The organism is Bacillus bingmayongensis (assembly GCF_000299035.1).
Taxonomy (GTDB): domain Bacteria; phylum Bacillota; class Bacilli; order Bacillales; family Bacillaceae_G; genus Bacillus_A; species Bacillus_A bingmayongensis.
This window is the reverse complement of sequence record NZ_AKCS01000005.1, coordinates 506960-522224: the sequence shown is the minus strand read 5'-3', so window position 1 is coordinate 522224 and position 15265 is coordinate 506960. Positions and strand designations below refer to the sequence as shown.

Annotated in this window: 12 protein-coding genes, 3 pseudogenes and 1 other annotated feature; of the genes and pseudogenes, 10 read left to right on the top strand and 5 right to left on the bottom strand. The window is 34.1% G+C overall.

Annotated features, from left to right (window positions below; all coding sequences use genetic code 11):
• The first annotated feature begins 4 nt into the window (after positions 1-4).
• The 4 genes and pseudogenes from Y7E_RS29065 to Y7E_RS0102820 all read left to right on the top strand — a co-directional run bounded on the left by Y7E_RS29065 (position 5) and on the right by Y7E_RS0102820 (position 2975).
• A pseudogene (locus Y7E_RS29065) lies at positions 5-557 on the top strand (tyrosine-type recombinase/integrase).
• A 287-nt stretch (positions 558-844) separates the two neighbouring features.
• Positions 845-1261 carry a hypothetical protein gene (locus Y7E_RS0102830; protein ID WP_017149807.1) on the top strand — a complete coding sequence of 139 codons (417 nt, stop codon included), beginning with the start codon at positions 845-847 and terminating at the stop codon, positions 1259-1261.
• A gap of 72 nt (positions 1262-1333) precedes the next feature.
• Positions 1334-1873, top strand: a complete 540-nt coding sequence (locus Y7E_RS0102825; protein ID WP_017149806.1) for a hypothetical protein — start codon at positions 1334-1336, stop codon at positions 1871-1873.
• A complete protein-coding gene (locus Y7E_RS0102820) occupies positions 1866-2975 on the top strand; it encodes a S8 family peptidase (protein ID WP_017149805.1) in 1110 nt (369 codons plus the stop codon). Before Y7E_RS0102825 ends, Y7E_RS0102820 begins: the two co-directional genes overlap by 8 nt.
• Before the next feature lie 123 nt (positions 2976-3098).
• Here the strand turns inward: Y7E_RS0102820 and Y7E_RS31310 are convergent.
• Positions 3099-3767 (bottom strand): annotated as a pseudogene (locus tag Y7E_RS31310) (IS6 family transposase).
• Between the two features lie 227 nt (positions 3768-3994).
• Here Y7E_RS31310 and Y7E_RS0102810 point away from each other — a divergent pair.
• Entirely contained in the window at positions 3995-4768 is a 774-nt protein-coding gene (locus Y7E_RS0102810) for a ZinT family metal-binding protein (protein WP_017149804.1), read from the top strand.
• Positions 4769-5153: 385 nt separating this feature from the next.
• Here Y7E_RS0102810 and Y7E_RS29055 read toward each other — a convergent pair.
• A pseudogene (locus Y7E_RS29055) lies at positions 5154-5479 on the bottom strand (IS4 family transposase); the annotation flags it as partial.
• A gap of 173 nt (positions 5480-5652) precedes the next feature.
• Between Y7E_RS29055 and Y7E_RS0102800 the strand changes: the two are divergent.
• Together Y7E_RS0102800 and Y7E_RS33115 are read left to right on the top strand one after the other, a co-directional pair.
• Positions 5653-6156: a dihydrofolate reductase gene (locus tag Y7E_RS0102800; protein WP_017149803.1), complete on the top strand. Its 504-nt coding sequence runs from the start codon at positions 5653-5655 to the stop codon at positions 6154-6156.
• A 209-nt stretch (positions 6157-6365) separates the two neighbouring features.
• Complete coding sequence (locus Y7E_RS33115) at positions 6366-6518, top strand: hypothetical protein (RefSeq protein WP_017149802.1); 153 nt, start codon at positions 6366-6368, stop codon at positions 6516-6518.
• Between the two features lie 91 nt (positions 6519-6609).
• Here the strand turns inward: Y7E_RS33115 and Y7E_RS31305 are convergent.
• The 3 genes from Y7E_RS31305 to proC all read right to left on the bottom strand — a co-directional run bounded on the left by Y7E_RS31305 (position 6610) and on the right by proC (position 10470).
• Positions 6610-7882 (bottom strand): IS3 family transposase gene (locus Y7E_RS31305; RefSeq protein WP_390881332.1). Its coding sequence is split into 2 segments (ribosomal slippage): positions 6610-7480 and positions 7479-7882, totalling 1275 coding nucleotides; the frame shifts between segments, so codons are not numbered across the junction.
• A gap of 730 nt (positions 7883-8612) precedes the next feature.
• Entirely contained in the window at positions 8613-8822 is a 210-nt protein-coding gene (locus Y7E_RS34960; RefSeq protein ID WP_017149798.1) for a hypothetical protein, read from the bottom strand.
• 829 nt (positions 8823-9651) lie between these two features.
• The gene (proC, locus tag Y7E_RS0102770; RefSeq protein ID WP_017149797.1) at positions 9652-10470 is read right to left on the bottom strand and encodes a pyrroline-5-carboxylate reductase; all 819 of its coding nucleotides are present in this window, start codon (positions 10468-10470) and stop codon (positions 9652-9654) included.
• A gap of 505 nt (positions 10471-10975) precedes the next feature.
• Positions 10976-11186 (top strand) — a binding site (T-box leader).
• 139 nt (positions 11187-11325) lie between these two features.
• On the opposite strand from proC, the gene proB reads away from it, so the two are divergent.
• From proB to Y7E_RS0102750, 3 genes are all read left to right on the top strand, one after another.
• A complete protein-coding gene (gene proB / locus Y7E_RS0102765) occupies positions 11326-12429 on the top strand; it encodes a glutamate 5-kinase (protein WP_017149796.1) in 1104 nt (367 codons plus the stop codon).
• A gap of 180 nt (positions 12430-12609) precedes the next feature.
• Positions 12610-13857: a glutamate-5-semialdehyde dehydrogenase gene (locus tag Y7E_RS0102760; RefSeq protein ID WP_017149795.1), complete on the top strand. Its 1248-nt coding sequence runs from the start codon at positions 12610-12612 to the stop codon at positions 13855-13857.
• 211 nt (positions 13858-14068) lie between these two features.
• Positions 14069-15264 (top strand): IS3 family transposase gene (locus tag Y7E_RS0102750; RefSeq protein WP_154652004.1). Its coding sequence is split into 2 segments (ribosomal slippage): positions 14069-14375 and positions 14375-15264, totalling 1197 coding nucleotides; the frame shifts between segments, so codons are not numbered across the junction.
• The last annotated feature ends 1 nt before the right edge of the window (position 15265 follow it).

Sequence of the window (15265 nt, the reverse complement as noted above, 5' to 3'; positions counted from 1 at the left end):
AACCATGAACAAAAAAACATATCTCATTGATGTCCAACCTATCCGAAGTAAAGAACAGATCGGAGACATGAAATGGGCTTTAAAACGCCACTGTTTTTTATTCATTATTGGAATCAATACAGGTCTACGAATAGGTGATCTACTCCAATTAGAAAGTAAAAGTGTTTTGGAATTGAAACGTAAAAAAAGAAAAGAGTTCAAACTAAAAAAAGGAAAAACGAAGAAAGAACGGATGGTTAACTTCTATTTTTGACGAAGTATATGAATACGCTCAAGCCGTTCAAAGTATCTAGTTATTCCCATCTCGGAAAGGAGATCAACCAATTAGTAAGATCCAGGCCTATTGACAATTGCAAAAAGCCGGAGACTTTGCCAGTATAGAATCCATTGGTACTCACACCATGCGAAAAACCTTCGGCTATTCGTTCTATAAACAAACCAAAGATGTAGCCATGTTGCAAGAAATTTTAAATCATAGTACACCACAAGTCACACTTAACTATATTAGAATTAATATAGAAGAAAAAGATAATATACTAGACATTCCTGTGTTATGATCAAAAAAATTTAAAACATTCTGTATTTAATCAATAAAATACAGAATGTTTTATTGAATTAACAAGTAAATAATCATATATATATGATTATTTATAAGGTTTAAAGAATATAAAAAGAAATATATTTTTATAAATGTTATATTTATGTGAAATATATAATTTTTATTCAATATCCAAAAAATGCTTTCATGATAATATTTGTATGTAAACGGTAATGGGATTAAAACTTGTACAAGATTTTTATTTTAATTCTGTTACGTATCACAACATAGGGGAGGAATTTTAAAGTGTCAATTAAAACTAAAGTTCTAGGTGGGGCATTAGCTTTTTCAGTATTAGCTACAACTTTACCTACAGCATCTTTTGCAGCAGAAAACACATCTAATTTTAACACCCAAAAAAAAGCTCCAGCACCAATAACACAAACAGCTACTGAAGGAGATGTTTCAGCACAAGGATGGAAAACAAAATTAGCCGCGCAAGCTATTAGAAAAGCAGGATGGTTAGTATCAAAATTAGGTAACAAAATTTCACCTAAAGCTTCTAAGATTCTATCAAACAACCTTAATAAAATTGCTAACTGGATTGAAAAAGCTGGAGATGTTCAAGAATGGGCATTAGCATCATTTTTAGTGAGTTTAGGAATTCCTCCAGGTGATGCCGCTATAATTGCACATTGGATAGTATTATTCTTTGGCTTATAATATATTATACAAAAAAGATTCAGCATACACTGAATCTTTTTTGTATAAATAAAACAATGGATAGGTGATTTTATGAAAATTTTCTTAGCAATGTTATTAATATCATTCATTATATTAGGTTTTTTTTACTATATCCTCGACAAAAACAGCTCTAAACAAACAAAAAATGAAGAAAGTTTCTTTTTAACTATATTATCAGCTTTTGTCGGTGCGTTTGTAATAATTTTACTTACGATTATTCCATCTATAATACTATTTATTATTTGTCTAGGAATAGAAAATCTTTTTCCTCACTTATTAAAATCAAAAAATTTGTATGACATTCTTTTACTATCTATATTATCGATAGGAATAACTTTTATATTCGAAATATTCTTTAAAGGTTTCTTTACTGGTTTTTCTAAGTATTTTAAATTACCTCAAGTTATAAATATCATAGGATCAATATTTATATACACAATTACTTTCTATTTAATTACTGAAAAATTTATCAAAGACTTACATCTAACAATGATAGGTTCATTAATTATATCCATTATTATGGTATTAATAGATTTAATATTAGACAAATATGTAAAAAATAAAAAACACTTTAGAGGTTTAAATGTATGAAAAAAACATATATATATCGCTTATACTTATCTGTATAACATTTTCTCCAGTACAAAGTTTAGCATCCAATAAAGAAGATGAAACAAATTATTTGATAACATTCAAAGAAAAAGTAGATCCTAAACTTATAGAAGAGTACACAGGAATAATGAAAGAAGCATATTTTGAAAATATAGCAAACGTACAAATTTCAAAAAGTAAGATTAAAGAATTAATACAAAATCCCAAAATAAAAAGTATAGAAATAAATCAAAATGTTAAAGCTTTAGAGCAAAAAAATGATTGGGGAATCGATTCACTTAATATTCTGTCAATTAAAAATAATACCGGTTTAACGGGGAAAAATATATCTATTGCCATATTAGATACAGGTGTCGATATGAATCATGCAGACATAAATATCAGAAGGAGTATTACATTTATAGAAGGTACAAATGGCTATGCTGATGAAAGTGATCATGGAACACATATATCAGGAATTATAGGTGCAAAAGATAATTCAATTGGCGTTGTGGGTATCGCACCATCTTCAAAAATTTATTCTTTGAAAGTTCTTGACAAAAAAGAAAATGGAAAATATAGCAACATCATTCAAGCAATTGAATGGTCTATAAAAAATAACATAAGGATTATTTCAATGAGTTTCGGAGGATATCAAAAATCAGATGCTTTAGAAAGTGCTATAAATAAAGCACATGAAAAAAATATTATTTTAGTTGCATCAGCTGGTAATACAGGTTTTTTTAATGAAGATACTATTACTTATCCAGCAAAATATAAAAATGTTATTTCAGTGGGAGCTGTAAATAAACAAAAACAAAGATGGTTTGCATCAAGTCAAGGAAACAAAATAGATATAATGGCTCCTGGAGAAAAAATTTTAAGTACCTCACCAAAACAAAAATATACAATAAAAAGTGGTACTTCAATGGCTGCTGCTTATGTAACAGGAAGTATATCTTTATTATTAGAAAAAAAACCACAACTTACCAACATAGAAGTGGAAAATATCTTAAAAAAGACTACTACACCTATAGGTATTTCTTTTGAATATGGAAATGGTATTCTGAATATAGAAAAAGCTGTAAATGAAATAAACTAAAATACATAATAATAGTAAGGGAATGCTTGTATACTGATCTGTACTGCATTCCCTTATTATATGTATGCTATATTCGGTTCTGAAACGAGAACAAATCGCATATATTCCTAGCGGAATCGTATCTTATGCTGTAAGCCAAAACAATTGGTGGATGAATTCTTTCTGATTTTGGACAGACTAATCTCGTAAAACAATCTATTCTTTTTAATCATATGCATGGCTTCTACTCCAAAAGGAATGGATGTAGCTGTATCAAAAAATTTGAGCCCTAGCATAGAACGGATTCGCTTCTTTATAAAGCAATTATCTTGTTCTACTATGTTATTCAAGTACTTTTGTTGTTTAAGTTGCATACTATTAGGTATGCTTTTTCCTTTTTTCAACTGTTTAATTGCTATTGGATAAGCTGGATTTTTATCGACTGTTATAACACGAGGCTTTGAAATATGAAAAGAACGCAAAGCTTTCTTGAAAAGTCGCTTTGCAGCCTTCTGATTTTTTGTTTTGCTTAGAAAAAATCGATTGTATTTCCTTTCGAATCAACAGCATGATACAGGTACACCCATTGACCTTTTACTTTGATATATGTTTCATCGGCTCTCCAAGAGTCATTTGTTTAAGGTGACATTGGATCCGTTTGTCCAATTCAGGGCCATACTGATGAACTCAACGCATCATAGTTGTGTGAGCCATGGATAGGCCGCATTCCTACATCATTTCCATCAAACGAACCGTTAACAAAATAATGTCGGACCGATAATGCTTCCATTTGAACAAATTTTGTTTTTTCATACTGATCACACACCTTTATAGAGTAATAGTATCAGTATGTCCAAGATTTATAGATTCATTGCAATTGTCCTGAAGTTTTTGCACCAGAGCCACTTGTAATAGTCTACGAAGATTTCTGGATAGGATCATCCATTCATCGATATTGGAGTATTTTTCCTTTGATGTTTACACAAAATATATGTATAATTTTAATCGTAATGATTACGATTTAAGGAAGGGGTGTTATAATGAGGATTTCATTTGCAAAGAGGGTAGGCATATTAACTATTAGTTCACTACTAGTATTGGTAGGCTGTCAGGCTTCAGGTTCATCCGAAGGCGAGTCTAATGAAACATCACCATCCTCAGCAGTTGCAGAAGGCTCTTCTGAAACGCAAGAGCAAACATCCGAAAGTCACACACATGAAAGTGAACACGATCACGGCCATGAGCACAGCCATAGTCATGCACATGATGAAGAAACAGAAAAAATTTATGAAGGTTATTTTGAAGACAGCCAAGTGAAGAATCGATCACTCTCCGATTGGGAAGGAGACTGGCAATCTGTATATCCATATTTACAAGATGGAACGCTTGATGAGGTATTTGCTTATAAAGCGGAACATACAGGTAACATGACAGCTAAAGAATATAAGGAGTATTATAATGAAGGGTATCAAACAGATGTTAACCGTATCGTGGTTCAAGGGGATACTGTAACATTCTTCAAAAATGGAGAAGAATATTCTAGTAAGTATATCTATGATGGGTACGAAATTCTGACATATGATGCGGGAAATAGAGGTGTAAGATACATATTTAAACTAGCAGAAAAAGCTGAAGGAGTTCCTCAGTATATTCAATTTAGTGATCATAGTATCTATCCGAATGAAGCTGGTCACTACCACCTGTATTGGGGTGACGACCGTGAAGCTTTATTGGATGAAGTCATACACTGGCCTACCTACTACCCATCAGAAATGGATGGACATGATATTGCCCACGAGATGATGGAGCATTAAATTAGGAGTCAAAATGATTATTTCTTTGACAAATATGTAAGATTCAAAGGTTATCAATCCAGAATCGCACTGTTTAATACTCAAAAAGTTAACCATAAAAAATATTCTCTTATATTAACAAATGCTTTACTGGAATAAAGGGCGCGAAAATAATCAAACATTTAAAAATATTAAGAGCGTGTTTTGATCAATCTTTTTTCAAAACACGCTTTTTCTATTTGGGGTCACCATACATGTCCATCAACTTAAGAATGAAAACAAAATGAACTTTCTTTCATTAAAACTAAAGTGTCCTCAATGTATAAGTATATTCTTAAAAATTGTGCATGCCAAATAAACCTAAATAGGTACCATTTTTGAAAATTATGCAGATTTCTTTTGTTTTCTCAATGATTTTATTTTGTAATAGTGCAGAGAAAATATCTTTTAAAAAGCAAACAGCTTTTTTATTGAAACGCTTATTTAGTCCTTCTGGACTCACAAGAGCTCCCGTAACAGCATGAAGTTGACACTACACAGTCGAACTAAAGAATCACTCGCTACTCGTTAACTCATCCAGACACAGAGAACAGCTAAGTCATGTGCTGAAAACTTACGTTTTCGTTGTACAAAACCTAATTTTCTAGCAAGGTCTTCTAAAGATGAGAGACTAAAATGTTGATGCAGTTCTTCAGCAAATAATTGTAATTCATCTTCAATCGAAAGATTCATAAAAACACGCCATCCTTTCTAATTTATTCCATGAAAAAGTGTATTAGACTGAACCTTATTGTTACAATAATATTCTTCCTTCCGGTCTTCTAAAATTTTATAATATAAATATCTTCATTAAATAATTTTTATTATAAATACAGTCCGTATTTCCTTGATAAGGAGATAAAAATATGATAATATCCACAATGGTTGCAGTAGGAGAAAATAATGTAATTGGTAAAGACAATGATCTTCCATGGAGACTTCCGAATGACTGGGCATACTTAAGACGAGTTACTATGGGACATTCTATTATTCTAGGAAGAAAGAATTATGAATCGATAGGAAAACCTTTAGAGGGACGTAAAAATATTGTCCTAACAACAAATCAAAATTATATAGCTGAAGGCTGCCATATAGCTTATTCAATTGAAGATGCTCTCTCTAAATGCGAAGGGCAAGAAGTATTTATCCTTGGAGGAGAGGAAATCTATCAACAATTTCTTCCCTACACTCATAAACTATATATGACCAAGATCCATGCTCCTTTTGAAGGGGATCGTTTCTTTCCAAATATTGATCTTTCCTTATGGCAAGAGATACTTATTGAAAAAGGAATTCAAGATGATAAAAATCCTTATGAGTATTACTTTCATGTATACGAAAAAAGAAATGCGGATAAAGAAAAATTTTAATACTTAATACTTAAAACTTAGGAGAATGTTTAATGACTTCACAAACAATGGAACAAGAATAAGAATTAAAAGTAACACTTATAGCATCAACACCAAATGCATGAAAGGTCGCTTTTACAGCAATACGAACTTGTTATTCTTCTAATGTACCTTCAAATTTATTCGAAGGTACGGAATATGAAAAGTATCAACAAAAACAGGCAACAGATGTGGAAAATGGAACCGATACTGATCGTCTATTTCGCCATATTATAGGAAGCGGGGCACAATGGGAAATTGCAAACTTAGCGGAGATACTTCGCCAAATTGTTATAGAATATGAACCTTGGTTGGAGCCATACTTCGAAGCCAGTAAGAAGTAATAACCTCTAATATCTGATAACATTGATTATAAGAATGAAAAATCCCTTCAGTACTTAAATTGTACTCTTTGTAAAGGACATTAAAAAAAGCCTAGGCAGCTCGAAGAAGATGCTCTCTGTATTGCACAGGGGTTATCTTTTTTAAATTCCATTGGTATCTGTAGTGATTGTAGTAAATCATATATTGTTTAATTTCATTTTTTAATTCATCTAAAGTTGTACATGCTTTAATAGAGGCTTCATCTTTAAGATTGCCAAAGAAAGATTCTTGGGGAGCGTTATCCCAACAGTTTCCTCTTCTTGACATGGATTGTTGTAACCCTAGTTTCTTAACTGCTTTTTGAAAGTTAGGGTGCGTATACTGAATTCCTTGATCTGAGTGAATCAAGGAATCTTTTGCTTTCTGGAAGTTGTTGTTCCTTTTTAACTTTAGAAGGGTATCTGTAGCTAATTCTACTGTCATACGTTCTGATATATGATGGGCTAAAATTTCACTAGTCGAACCATCTTTAATGACCGACAAGTAGGCTTTCTGACCTTTTCCATAAAATAAATATGTGATATCTGTTAGAAGAACTTTACCAGGGATTTCTTGCTTAAATTGACGATTCAATATGTTTGGCACAACTCGATGTTCTTTTGTAGCTTTCACAATTCGTCGTATACGCTTCAAATTGTAGACAACCTGAAATTGACCCGCCAAAGTCATTTTGATTTGACGAGCCCCTTTCTTGCGACCCTTGAAATGGAAGGCTTTTAGGATGAGCTCTTTTACTCCTTCATCCTTCTTATCTTTTTTACGTCTTTGTTCCTGTGATTTCACAGAGAAATAGTTATAATAACCGCTTCTTGAGACACCAGCTACTCCACATAGGTATTTCACCATATGTTTGAGTTGATATATTTCTATCACCGAGCGAATCAGGATATATTTTTGGCTAGAAGGGAGGACTACTTTTTTAGCCCCTTTCTATCAAACGAATCTTTTTTAACAGTTCGTTTTCTGCCTTTAGTAAGTTAATTTGAGCTTCTAAGCGAGCGTTCTTCTCCTCCAGAGTCATTTCTCTTTCTCTAGAACGTTTTAAATTTCCAGATCTAGTGTCACGTAGGCCACTAATCCCATTTTCATTGTAAGCTTTTCGCCATCTTTTACTCGCTGCCTTGATTCTATCCATTCCCAAGATTTCTACATCAAACCCACATTCTTCAAAGATTTGTCTTGGAAGCTTGCCTTTCTCTTTTTCGCCAATAAATATACGCTTAAATTTATCCGTATATGTGATACTTTTTGGGCTGACAGATTTAACATATTGATTAGATGATAATCGCTTAATTTCTTTCTCTGTAAAAACCTTTTTACTCATAATTTTCCCCAGTCTTTATATTTTTCTTAATTATATACAAAAAAAACAATAGGGAGACTTTTTTAGTGTCTATCCTATAGGGTACATTTTAACTTTTGAAGGGATTTTTTTACATGTTATAATAATTTAGTTTTATAAAACTAAATATAATTGGTTTAGAAAAAAATAACGTTTTTTATACATGGGGATAGTAAAAATTCTTAAGTTGATGGGCATGGGGTACCGCCAGGATTTCGGAAAAAACCCACGCTAAGCAAAAAATACAAAAAAACCGTCTATCAGGACGGCTTTACTTTTTACATAATTATCGTTATTAGAAGTTAAAAGGATTTCTTTTATTTAGAATACAACCAAGGAATAGCGGGAGGGGTGCCCGCTTCAGGTAAAAGATAAACAAAAATAAAAAAGAAACAAATGAATAGACCTGAGATTATAACGAATAAAGAGAGAAATGATTTTATTTTCTTTATTACTCCGTATAAACCACAGATAAAACTTGTTAATCCTATAAATAAATCAACTAGAGCTACTGGATAGACAGAATAATTATCCAAAAAATACACTCTTACAAAACTGAAAAGCGTCATTGATAGAAAAAAGATTATTTGTAGAATTAGACCTAAAAAAGGAATATTCAATATTTAGAACTCCTTTCTAATACTTTGCATTATCGGAAGTCAATATATCTAGAAGCTTATAAGTTTCATAAATATATTGCAAACCTATCCTATTAGAGAGAGTGGTATAGTGGTCTTAGAATAATGTATAAGAGATAAAGTCCGAGAAGAACGGGAGTAATCACACGTGATATTGCCACCAATCTTTGGTTCTCGTACAACTTATTCAAGAAAAAGAAGAACAGGACTATCCAAATTCCTTTTGAAAAAAACGCATATAGTATATTGAATATAGCATCAAAACCTTGTATGAGAAAATTCATTGAGTTTCCCCCTTTTTCCTAATTGTAACATTCAGGAAAAGAGATATGTTGTGTAATTTTGGTTGTATATCATATTCATAGGGGGGTAACATAACATCTCATTATAAAAAGTTGGATATCGTCAGGAATCCTTTTATACCAAGGGACCCAAACTGTTTAGTGCGTTTTTATAGCTTAGAAAACCATTAGCGTACGAAAATCAAGGTTTCTCTTCTATAAAATGTATTAGCGTGGGTTTTATGTTAGTACATTGGTGTACCCCAGCACCATCAAGCTAATATTTTAGATTACCCCTAAACCAAAATTTTTCTTTTTTTAAATTGATTGATAGTAAACAAGAAAGGTTGGTAAATTGCCAACCTTTCTTGTTTGTAGAGTTTTAATTTTCGGTTATCAAACCAAGAATAACAAAAATAATATCCTATTTGAATTGTTTTCCATTAAAATACCCTACGTAGTATTCTCCTCATAACTTTTTTTCTAAAGTTTAACGACGTTTGAGAATCTTTGCAACAGAACCTTTTTTGCAATTTACAATGTTAAACATGAATTTATTTTTTGTGAAGGTAATTATACAGGATGTGCTACAGAAAATAGGGAGGGTGTAAGACTAGAAGCTCAAAAGAGGCATGAAAATAGAAATGCATAAAATTATTTTGGAATAATTAAAAGGTAGAACGGACAAAATCAAGTAGGTATGAAATTGTCCGTTTGGGTTGCTATTGGTAATGAGACATCATGTAAATTAAATGTGAATATGGTTTAGAACTGTTCTTAGATATGTGTACTTAGCTAACAACATCTTTATCGGTCTCCTTTAAACTTTGTTTTAATCTTTAGTTAGACTGGATAATTCAACTGACTTTTGAGTACAACGTTTCATAGCTGAGATGATGGCTGTTCTTAATCCTTTTTCCTCTAATGTTGCTATAGCCTCTATTGTCGTTCCACCTGGAGAACAAACCATATCTTTCAATTCGCCTGGATGTATTCCTGTTTCCAGTACCATTTTTGCAGAACCTAATACAGCTTGGGCTGCGAATTTATATGCTTGATTTCTTGGCATACCATCTAGTACAGCAGCATCTGCCATGGCTTCTATAAACATATATACATATGCTGGAGAAGAGCCGCTTACAGATGTTACAACATCCATTAATTTTTCATTTACAATTTCTGTTTGACCAAAACTATTAAATATATTTAGTATATCTTCTAAATCTTTTTCTGTAACCATTTCACTAGAACATAACGCAGACATTCCTTCTCCAACAAGAGCAGGTGTATTAGGCATTACTCTTACAACCTTTAACTTTTTACCGAAAGCATCCTCAGTACTCTTAATGCTTTTTCCCGCAGCAATAGTTACGACTATTACATTGTTTTTTATCTGCTCTTTTATTTCGTTAATTACTGATGAGTATAAGTCTGGCTTGATTGATAAAATTAAAATATCAGCATTTTTAGCTACTTCATTGTTGTCAGTAGTTGTAGTTATATCATATTTTTCACTAGCATTTTTTAGATTAATGACGTTTAAATCTGAACAAATTAGTTTATCTGAAGACACTATATTTTTGTTTATCATCCCGCCAATCATAGCCATACCCATGTTTCCACACCCGATGAATCCAATTTGTTTGTCCATAATAACTCGATCTTGCTCCTTTTAAAATCAATTTTATTGGTTTGAAATTATTATTTTGAAAAAATTTAATAATATCCCATACAATATAAAAAAACATTTTAAGAGAGTGTATTACTTTTTGCAATACAAAAAATAAAGAAATCAATTTTATTCAACACTATAAAAGTACATGCACTTATAATTTAATATTTTGTGTTATATACCACTCGGTAACATTAAAAATCATGTTGGAGAAGAGCAACACATCCTATCAATCGCATAAAGAAAAAGGGAAGTTGTATGCTTTGACATGAATAGCTCTTTTTGTTGTTCGCTAAGGGATGTTTAGAAGGTTTTATATTTATGAATAAGGCATAAGGTATTGTTATATTAACGTTTTCTAGATATGGTGATGTTAATACAGTGTGTACATAATTTCATACTTAAAACTTGTCACCCTATTAATTTTTCAAAATATTTCTTGACACAAAAATGCACCATATTGCATAATGAATAAAAATTAAATTGGAAATCGTTGAAGGGAACTAGTAAATATGTCTTCTTGCGCAAGAGAGTGGAATTCACCGGCTGAAAGATTCCTCGTATAGAAAGTATTGAACCTATCCCTGAGTCTTAAATGAAAATTTAGGCGTACGCCTGCGTTATAGGCACCAAGTGGATATTTATTTATATCAATGAAGGTGGTACCGCGGAACAATGACCGTTTCGTCCTTTTTATTAAGGGCGAAGCGGTCATTGTTATTTTGCTCTTTATTACTAGATAGGCAGCATTGATGAGAAGAGACATTGCTGCAAACTACATGTATAGAAACGGAATTTACAAAAAACTTTGAATTTAGACTAGGAGGTACAAAAGTGAAAAAACAACGAATTGTTGTGAAGATCGGAAGCAGTTCTTTGGCAGCTAATCATGGTGGCATCTCTGAGGAACAGCTTTCAGATCACGTTGCTGCTATGGCGCGACTGAAACAGGAAGGACATGAAGTTTTGCTGATAACATCTGGGGCTGTCGCTGCAGGTTTTTCCGCTCTAGGATATCCAAGCCGACCTGTGACAATAAAAGGAAAACAGGCTGCCGCGGCTGTTGGGCAAAGTCTGTTAATGCAGGCGTATACGGAAGAATTCCGTAAATATAAGATCGTTACCGCGCAACTCTTACTGACGAGAAGCGATTTCTCCAGAAAAGAACAATACAGTAATGCCTACGCCACTTTAGGGGAGCTACTAGATCGTTCCGCTCTTCCTATAATCAATGAAAATGATTCTATTTCTTTAGAGGAGCTGACATTTGGTGATAATGACATGTTGTCTGCTTTAGTAAGCGGGCTTGTCTTGGCGGATATGCTCATGATTTTTACGGATGTGAACGGTTTATATGACCAAAATCCCCAGAAAAATGCGGACGCGAAAAAATATTATTTTCTCCCTGAGGTTACGGAAGAAATCGCTTCTCTTGCTGGAGATGCCGGCTCAAAACTTGGAACCGGCGGTATGAAATCGAAAATCGATGCTGCAAAGACGGCACTATCTCTCGGAGTGAGTGTATTCATCGGAACAGGACGTGGACAGGAGAAGTTTTTAGATGTTTTGAAGGGGAAAGGTGATGGAACGTATATCGGTAATGCTCCTCAAAAAGTGATTAAGATGAACAAGCAATGGATTGCGCTACATTCGCTTGTTAGCGGACAAATTGAAGTAGATGCGGGGGCAGCCGCTGCTATCATTCAGCATGGAAAGAGTCTTCTTCCAGCTGGTGTTACTAGTGTGTCAGGATTCTTCCAAGCGGACGAAGTCGTGGAGGTCGTAACGCAACAAGGGCGCGTGATAGGGAAAGGACAGTGCAGATACAGTGCAGAGGAACTGAGGGGTTTAAAAGGTATGCAGAGCCATGATATTCAAACGCGAGGCGAAAGGCAAAGCTATGAAGTCATCCATAGAGATAATTGGGTTTCATTTTAAGAATAGAGTGGACTCATCCAAGTGTAGAGCATAGAGTCCACCGTTATAAATCTGACTCTAATTCTTCAATCAATACAACTAATATCTAGGCAGGAAAGGCTTAAATGGTAGTGCCAAGTGGGCGGAGTAAAACAAGCCTTGAATTTTATACTTTTTAATCTTTAAAAGGAGGAAATGAAAATGAATGAAGTGTTGGCAAAGGGACAAAAAGCGAAGAAGATTGCTGGAGAACTTGTGCTCAAATCCACAGATCAAAAAAACGAGGCACTTGCCGCGATTGCTGATCAATTGATAATAGAAACAGCTTATATTTTGAAAGAGAACAAACGGGATATCGAAGAAGGTAAGGCAAAAGGATTTTCTGCTTCTATCCTTGATCGCCTTATGCTGAATGAACAGCGCATTATTGATATGACAGAGGGTATCCGGCAGCTGATTGATTTGCGTGATCCTGTTGGAGAATATGTAACCGCATGGGAAAGACCGAATGGATTGTCTATTCAGGAGATGCGCGTGCCACTAGGTGTTGTCGGGATGATTTACGAGGCGCGGCCAAACGTAACGGTAGATGCGGCCACAATTTGCTTGAAAACAGGAAACGCAGTGATCTTGCGTGGTAGTTCTTCCGCTACTTTTTCTAACAAAGCCATCGTTGCTGTTATTCACCGAGCGCTCAAACAAACAAGCTTGTCTCCAGAAAGCGTACAGCTTATTGAAGATACGTCACGAGATAGCGCAAAGCAGCTGTTTACATTAAACGAGTACTTGGATGTTCTTATCCCAAGAGGTGGCAAGAAGTTAATAGATACTGTAGTGAGAGAAGCGTCTGTTCCTGTATTGGAAACAGGTGCGGGAAATTGTCACATTTTCATTGATGAAACAGCGGATAAACAAATGGCATTTGATATTATCATAAATGCCAAAAAGCAGCGTCCATCTGTATGTAATGCAATCGAAACGATTATACTTCATGAAAAGTGGGCGCAGCGATTTGGTAGCGAACTATTTTCTTTCTTGAAGGAAAGAGGAGTAGAGCTACGTGGTGATAATAAAGTATTGGCAATTGATTCTTCTATTGTACCTGCTTCAGAAGAAGACTGGGGAACAGAATTTTTATCTCTCACGCTAGCAGTCAAAATGGTTTCCTCTGTTGAAGAAGCGATTAATCACATAAATACTTATGGATCCATGCATTCCGAAGCGATTATTACAGAGAATGAGGAAAACGTCAGCAAGTTTTTCACGTCCGTCGATGCCGCGGCGCTCTATCATAATGCATCGACCCGCTTTACTGATGGTTTTGAATTCGGCTTCGGTGCGGAAATTGGCATCAGTACGCAAAAGCTACACGTAAGGGGACCAATGGGGCTTCCTGCATTGACTTCCACAAAATATGTGATTCGTGGAAATGGACAGATTCGTAGATAATAAATATAGGAGATACGGAAAAGCTCCATGCCTATTAAGTTATAACAAGACAGGTTGAGACCAAAGCAAAAAGGATAGGCTGAAGGTTCTTAAATCGATAACATATTAATAGAAAAAAGGACCGACAATGGTATTATCCCCTTTAAGTAGACAGTGTAAAAAGACCATGTACATACATGGGTGTTACACTATTACTTGGAGGGGATTTTTCGTGGTTAAAAAAGGTACAACATTCAATACGTATTCAGATGGATTAAAACTATCAGCTGTTCAAAGTTATTTAAATGGAGAAGGCAGTTATCAAGCTATAGCTAAGCAATATAATATCAGGAGCTCTACACAACTTAAGGATTGGGTGAAAAAATATAAAGAATTGGGTGATATTACAGATACTCGTGGAAAAAATAGCGGAACTCAAGGTATTCCTAATCCTCTAAAAGGAAAACGTGTCCATTTTAACAGTGTGGAGGAAGAGAGAGACTACTACAAGGCACAGGTTGCATATTTAAAAAAGCGTTATCCAAATCTGTAAATGGAGGTGCACTGAGGCACAAGGAGCGATATCGTATCATTGAATCGTTAAAAATGAAATATCCGATCACTTGGCTTACTAAATTCGCAGGTGTACATCGAGCGGGTTATTATAAATGGATCCGTGCGAAAACAGCTAAAAATGTACGATCAGAAGCGGATCAACAATTAAAAAAAGTGATACAATCTATCCACCTGAAGTACAAACAATACGGCTATCCACGTATGAAAATAGCTTTACAGGAGGAAGGTTTCTTTGTAAATCATAAAAAGGTTTATCGATTAATGAGTGAGCTCAACATTCAATCTATTATTCGTAAGAAGCGACGCTTCTTTAGAGGGAATTATTCGAATACTTTTCCAAATGTTTTAAACCGTGAATTTAAAAATCGAAAACAAAATGAAGCGCTCGTTACAGATATTACATATTTACGAATCCAAGATGGATTTCGCTATCTTTCTGTCGTGCAAGACATTTATAATAATGAAATTGTTTCTTGGAAAATCTCTAGACGCAATGACAATGAACTCGTATTAGATACGCTTGAAAATTTGGTACAAAAAAGAGATGTGCGTGGAACCATTCTTCATTCAGATCAAGGGTTCCAGTACACATCTCATGTCTACAACAAACGACTTTCAGATTTGGGTATCATCGGCAGCCACTCTCGCAAAGGAAACTGCCATGATAATGCCTGCATCGAGTCATTTTTCTCCCATTTTAAATCGGAGATGTTGTATTTACACCATTTTAAAACAGAAGAAGAAGTAGTACAAGCAATTGAGGAATATATCTACTTCTATAACTATAAACGATTCCAAAAACGACTCAACCACCGAGCTCCGATAGAATATCGAATCTTGATGGCTGCCTAGT

Coding starts and splice junctions, on each gene's coding strand:
- Y7E_RS0102760 (WP_017149795.1), top strand. CDS start 12,610: ATGAATGAAGTGTTGGCAAAGGGACAAAAAGCGAAGAAGATTGCTGGA.
- Y7E_RS34960 (WP_017149798.1), bottom strand. CDS start 8,822: ATGAATTTTCTCATACAAGGTTTTGATGCTATATTCAATATACTATAT.
- Y7E_RS0102825 (WP_017149806.1), top strand. CDS start 1,334: ATGAAAATTTTCTTAGCAATGTTATTAATATCATTCATTATATTAGGT.
- Y7E_RS0102820 (WP_017149805.1), top strand. CDS start 1,866: ATGTATGAAAAAAACATATATATATCGCTTATACTTATCTGTATAACA.
- proC (WP_017149797.1), bottom strand. CDS start 10,470: ATGGACAAACAAATTGGATTCATCGGGTGTGGAAACATGGGTATGGCT.
- Y7E_RS0102810 (WP_017149804.1), top strand. CDS start 3,995: ATGAGGATTTCATTTGCAAAGAGGGTAGGCATATTAACTATTAGTTCA.
- Y7E_RS0102800 (WP_017149803.1), top strand. CDS start 5,653: ATGATAATATCCACAATGGTTGCAGTAGGAGAAAATAATGTAATTGGT.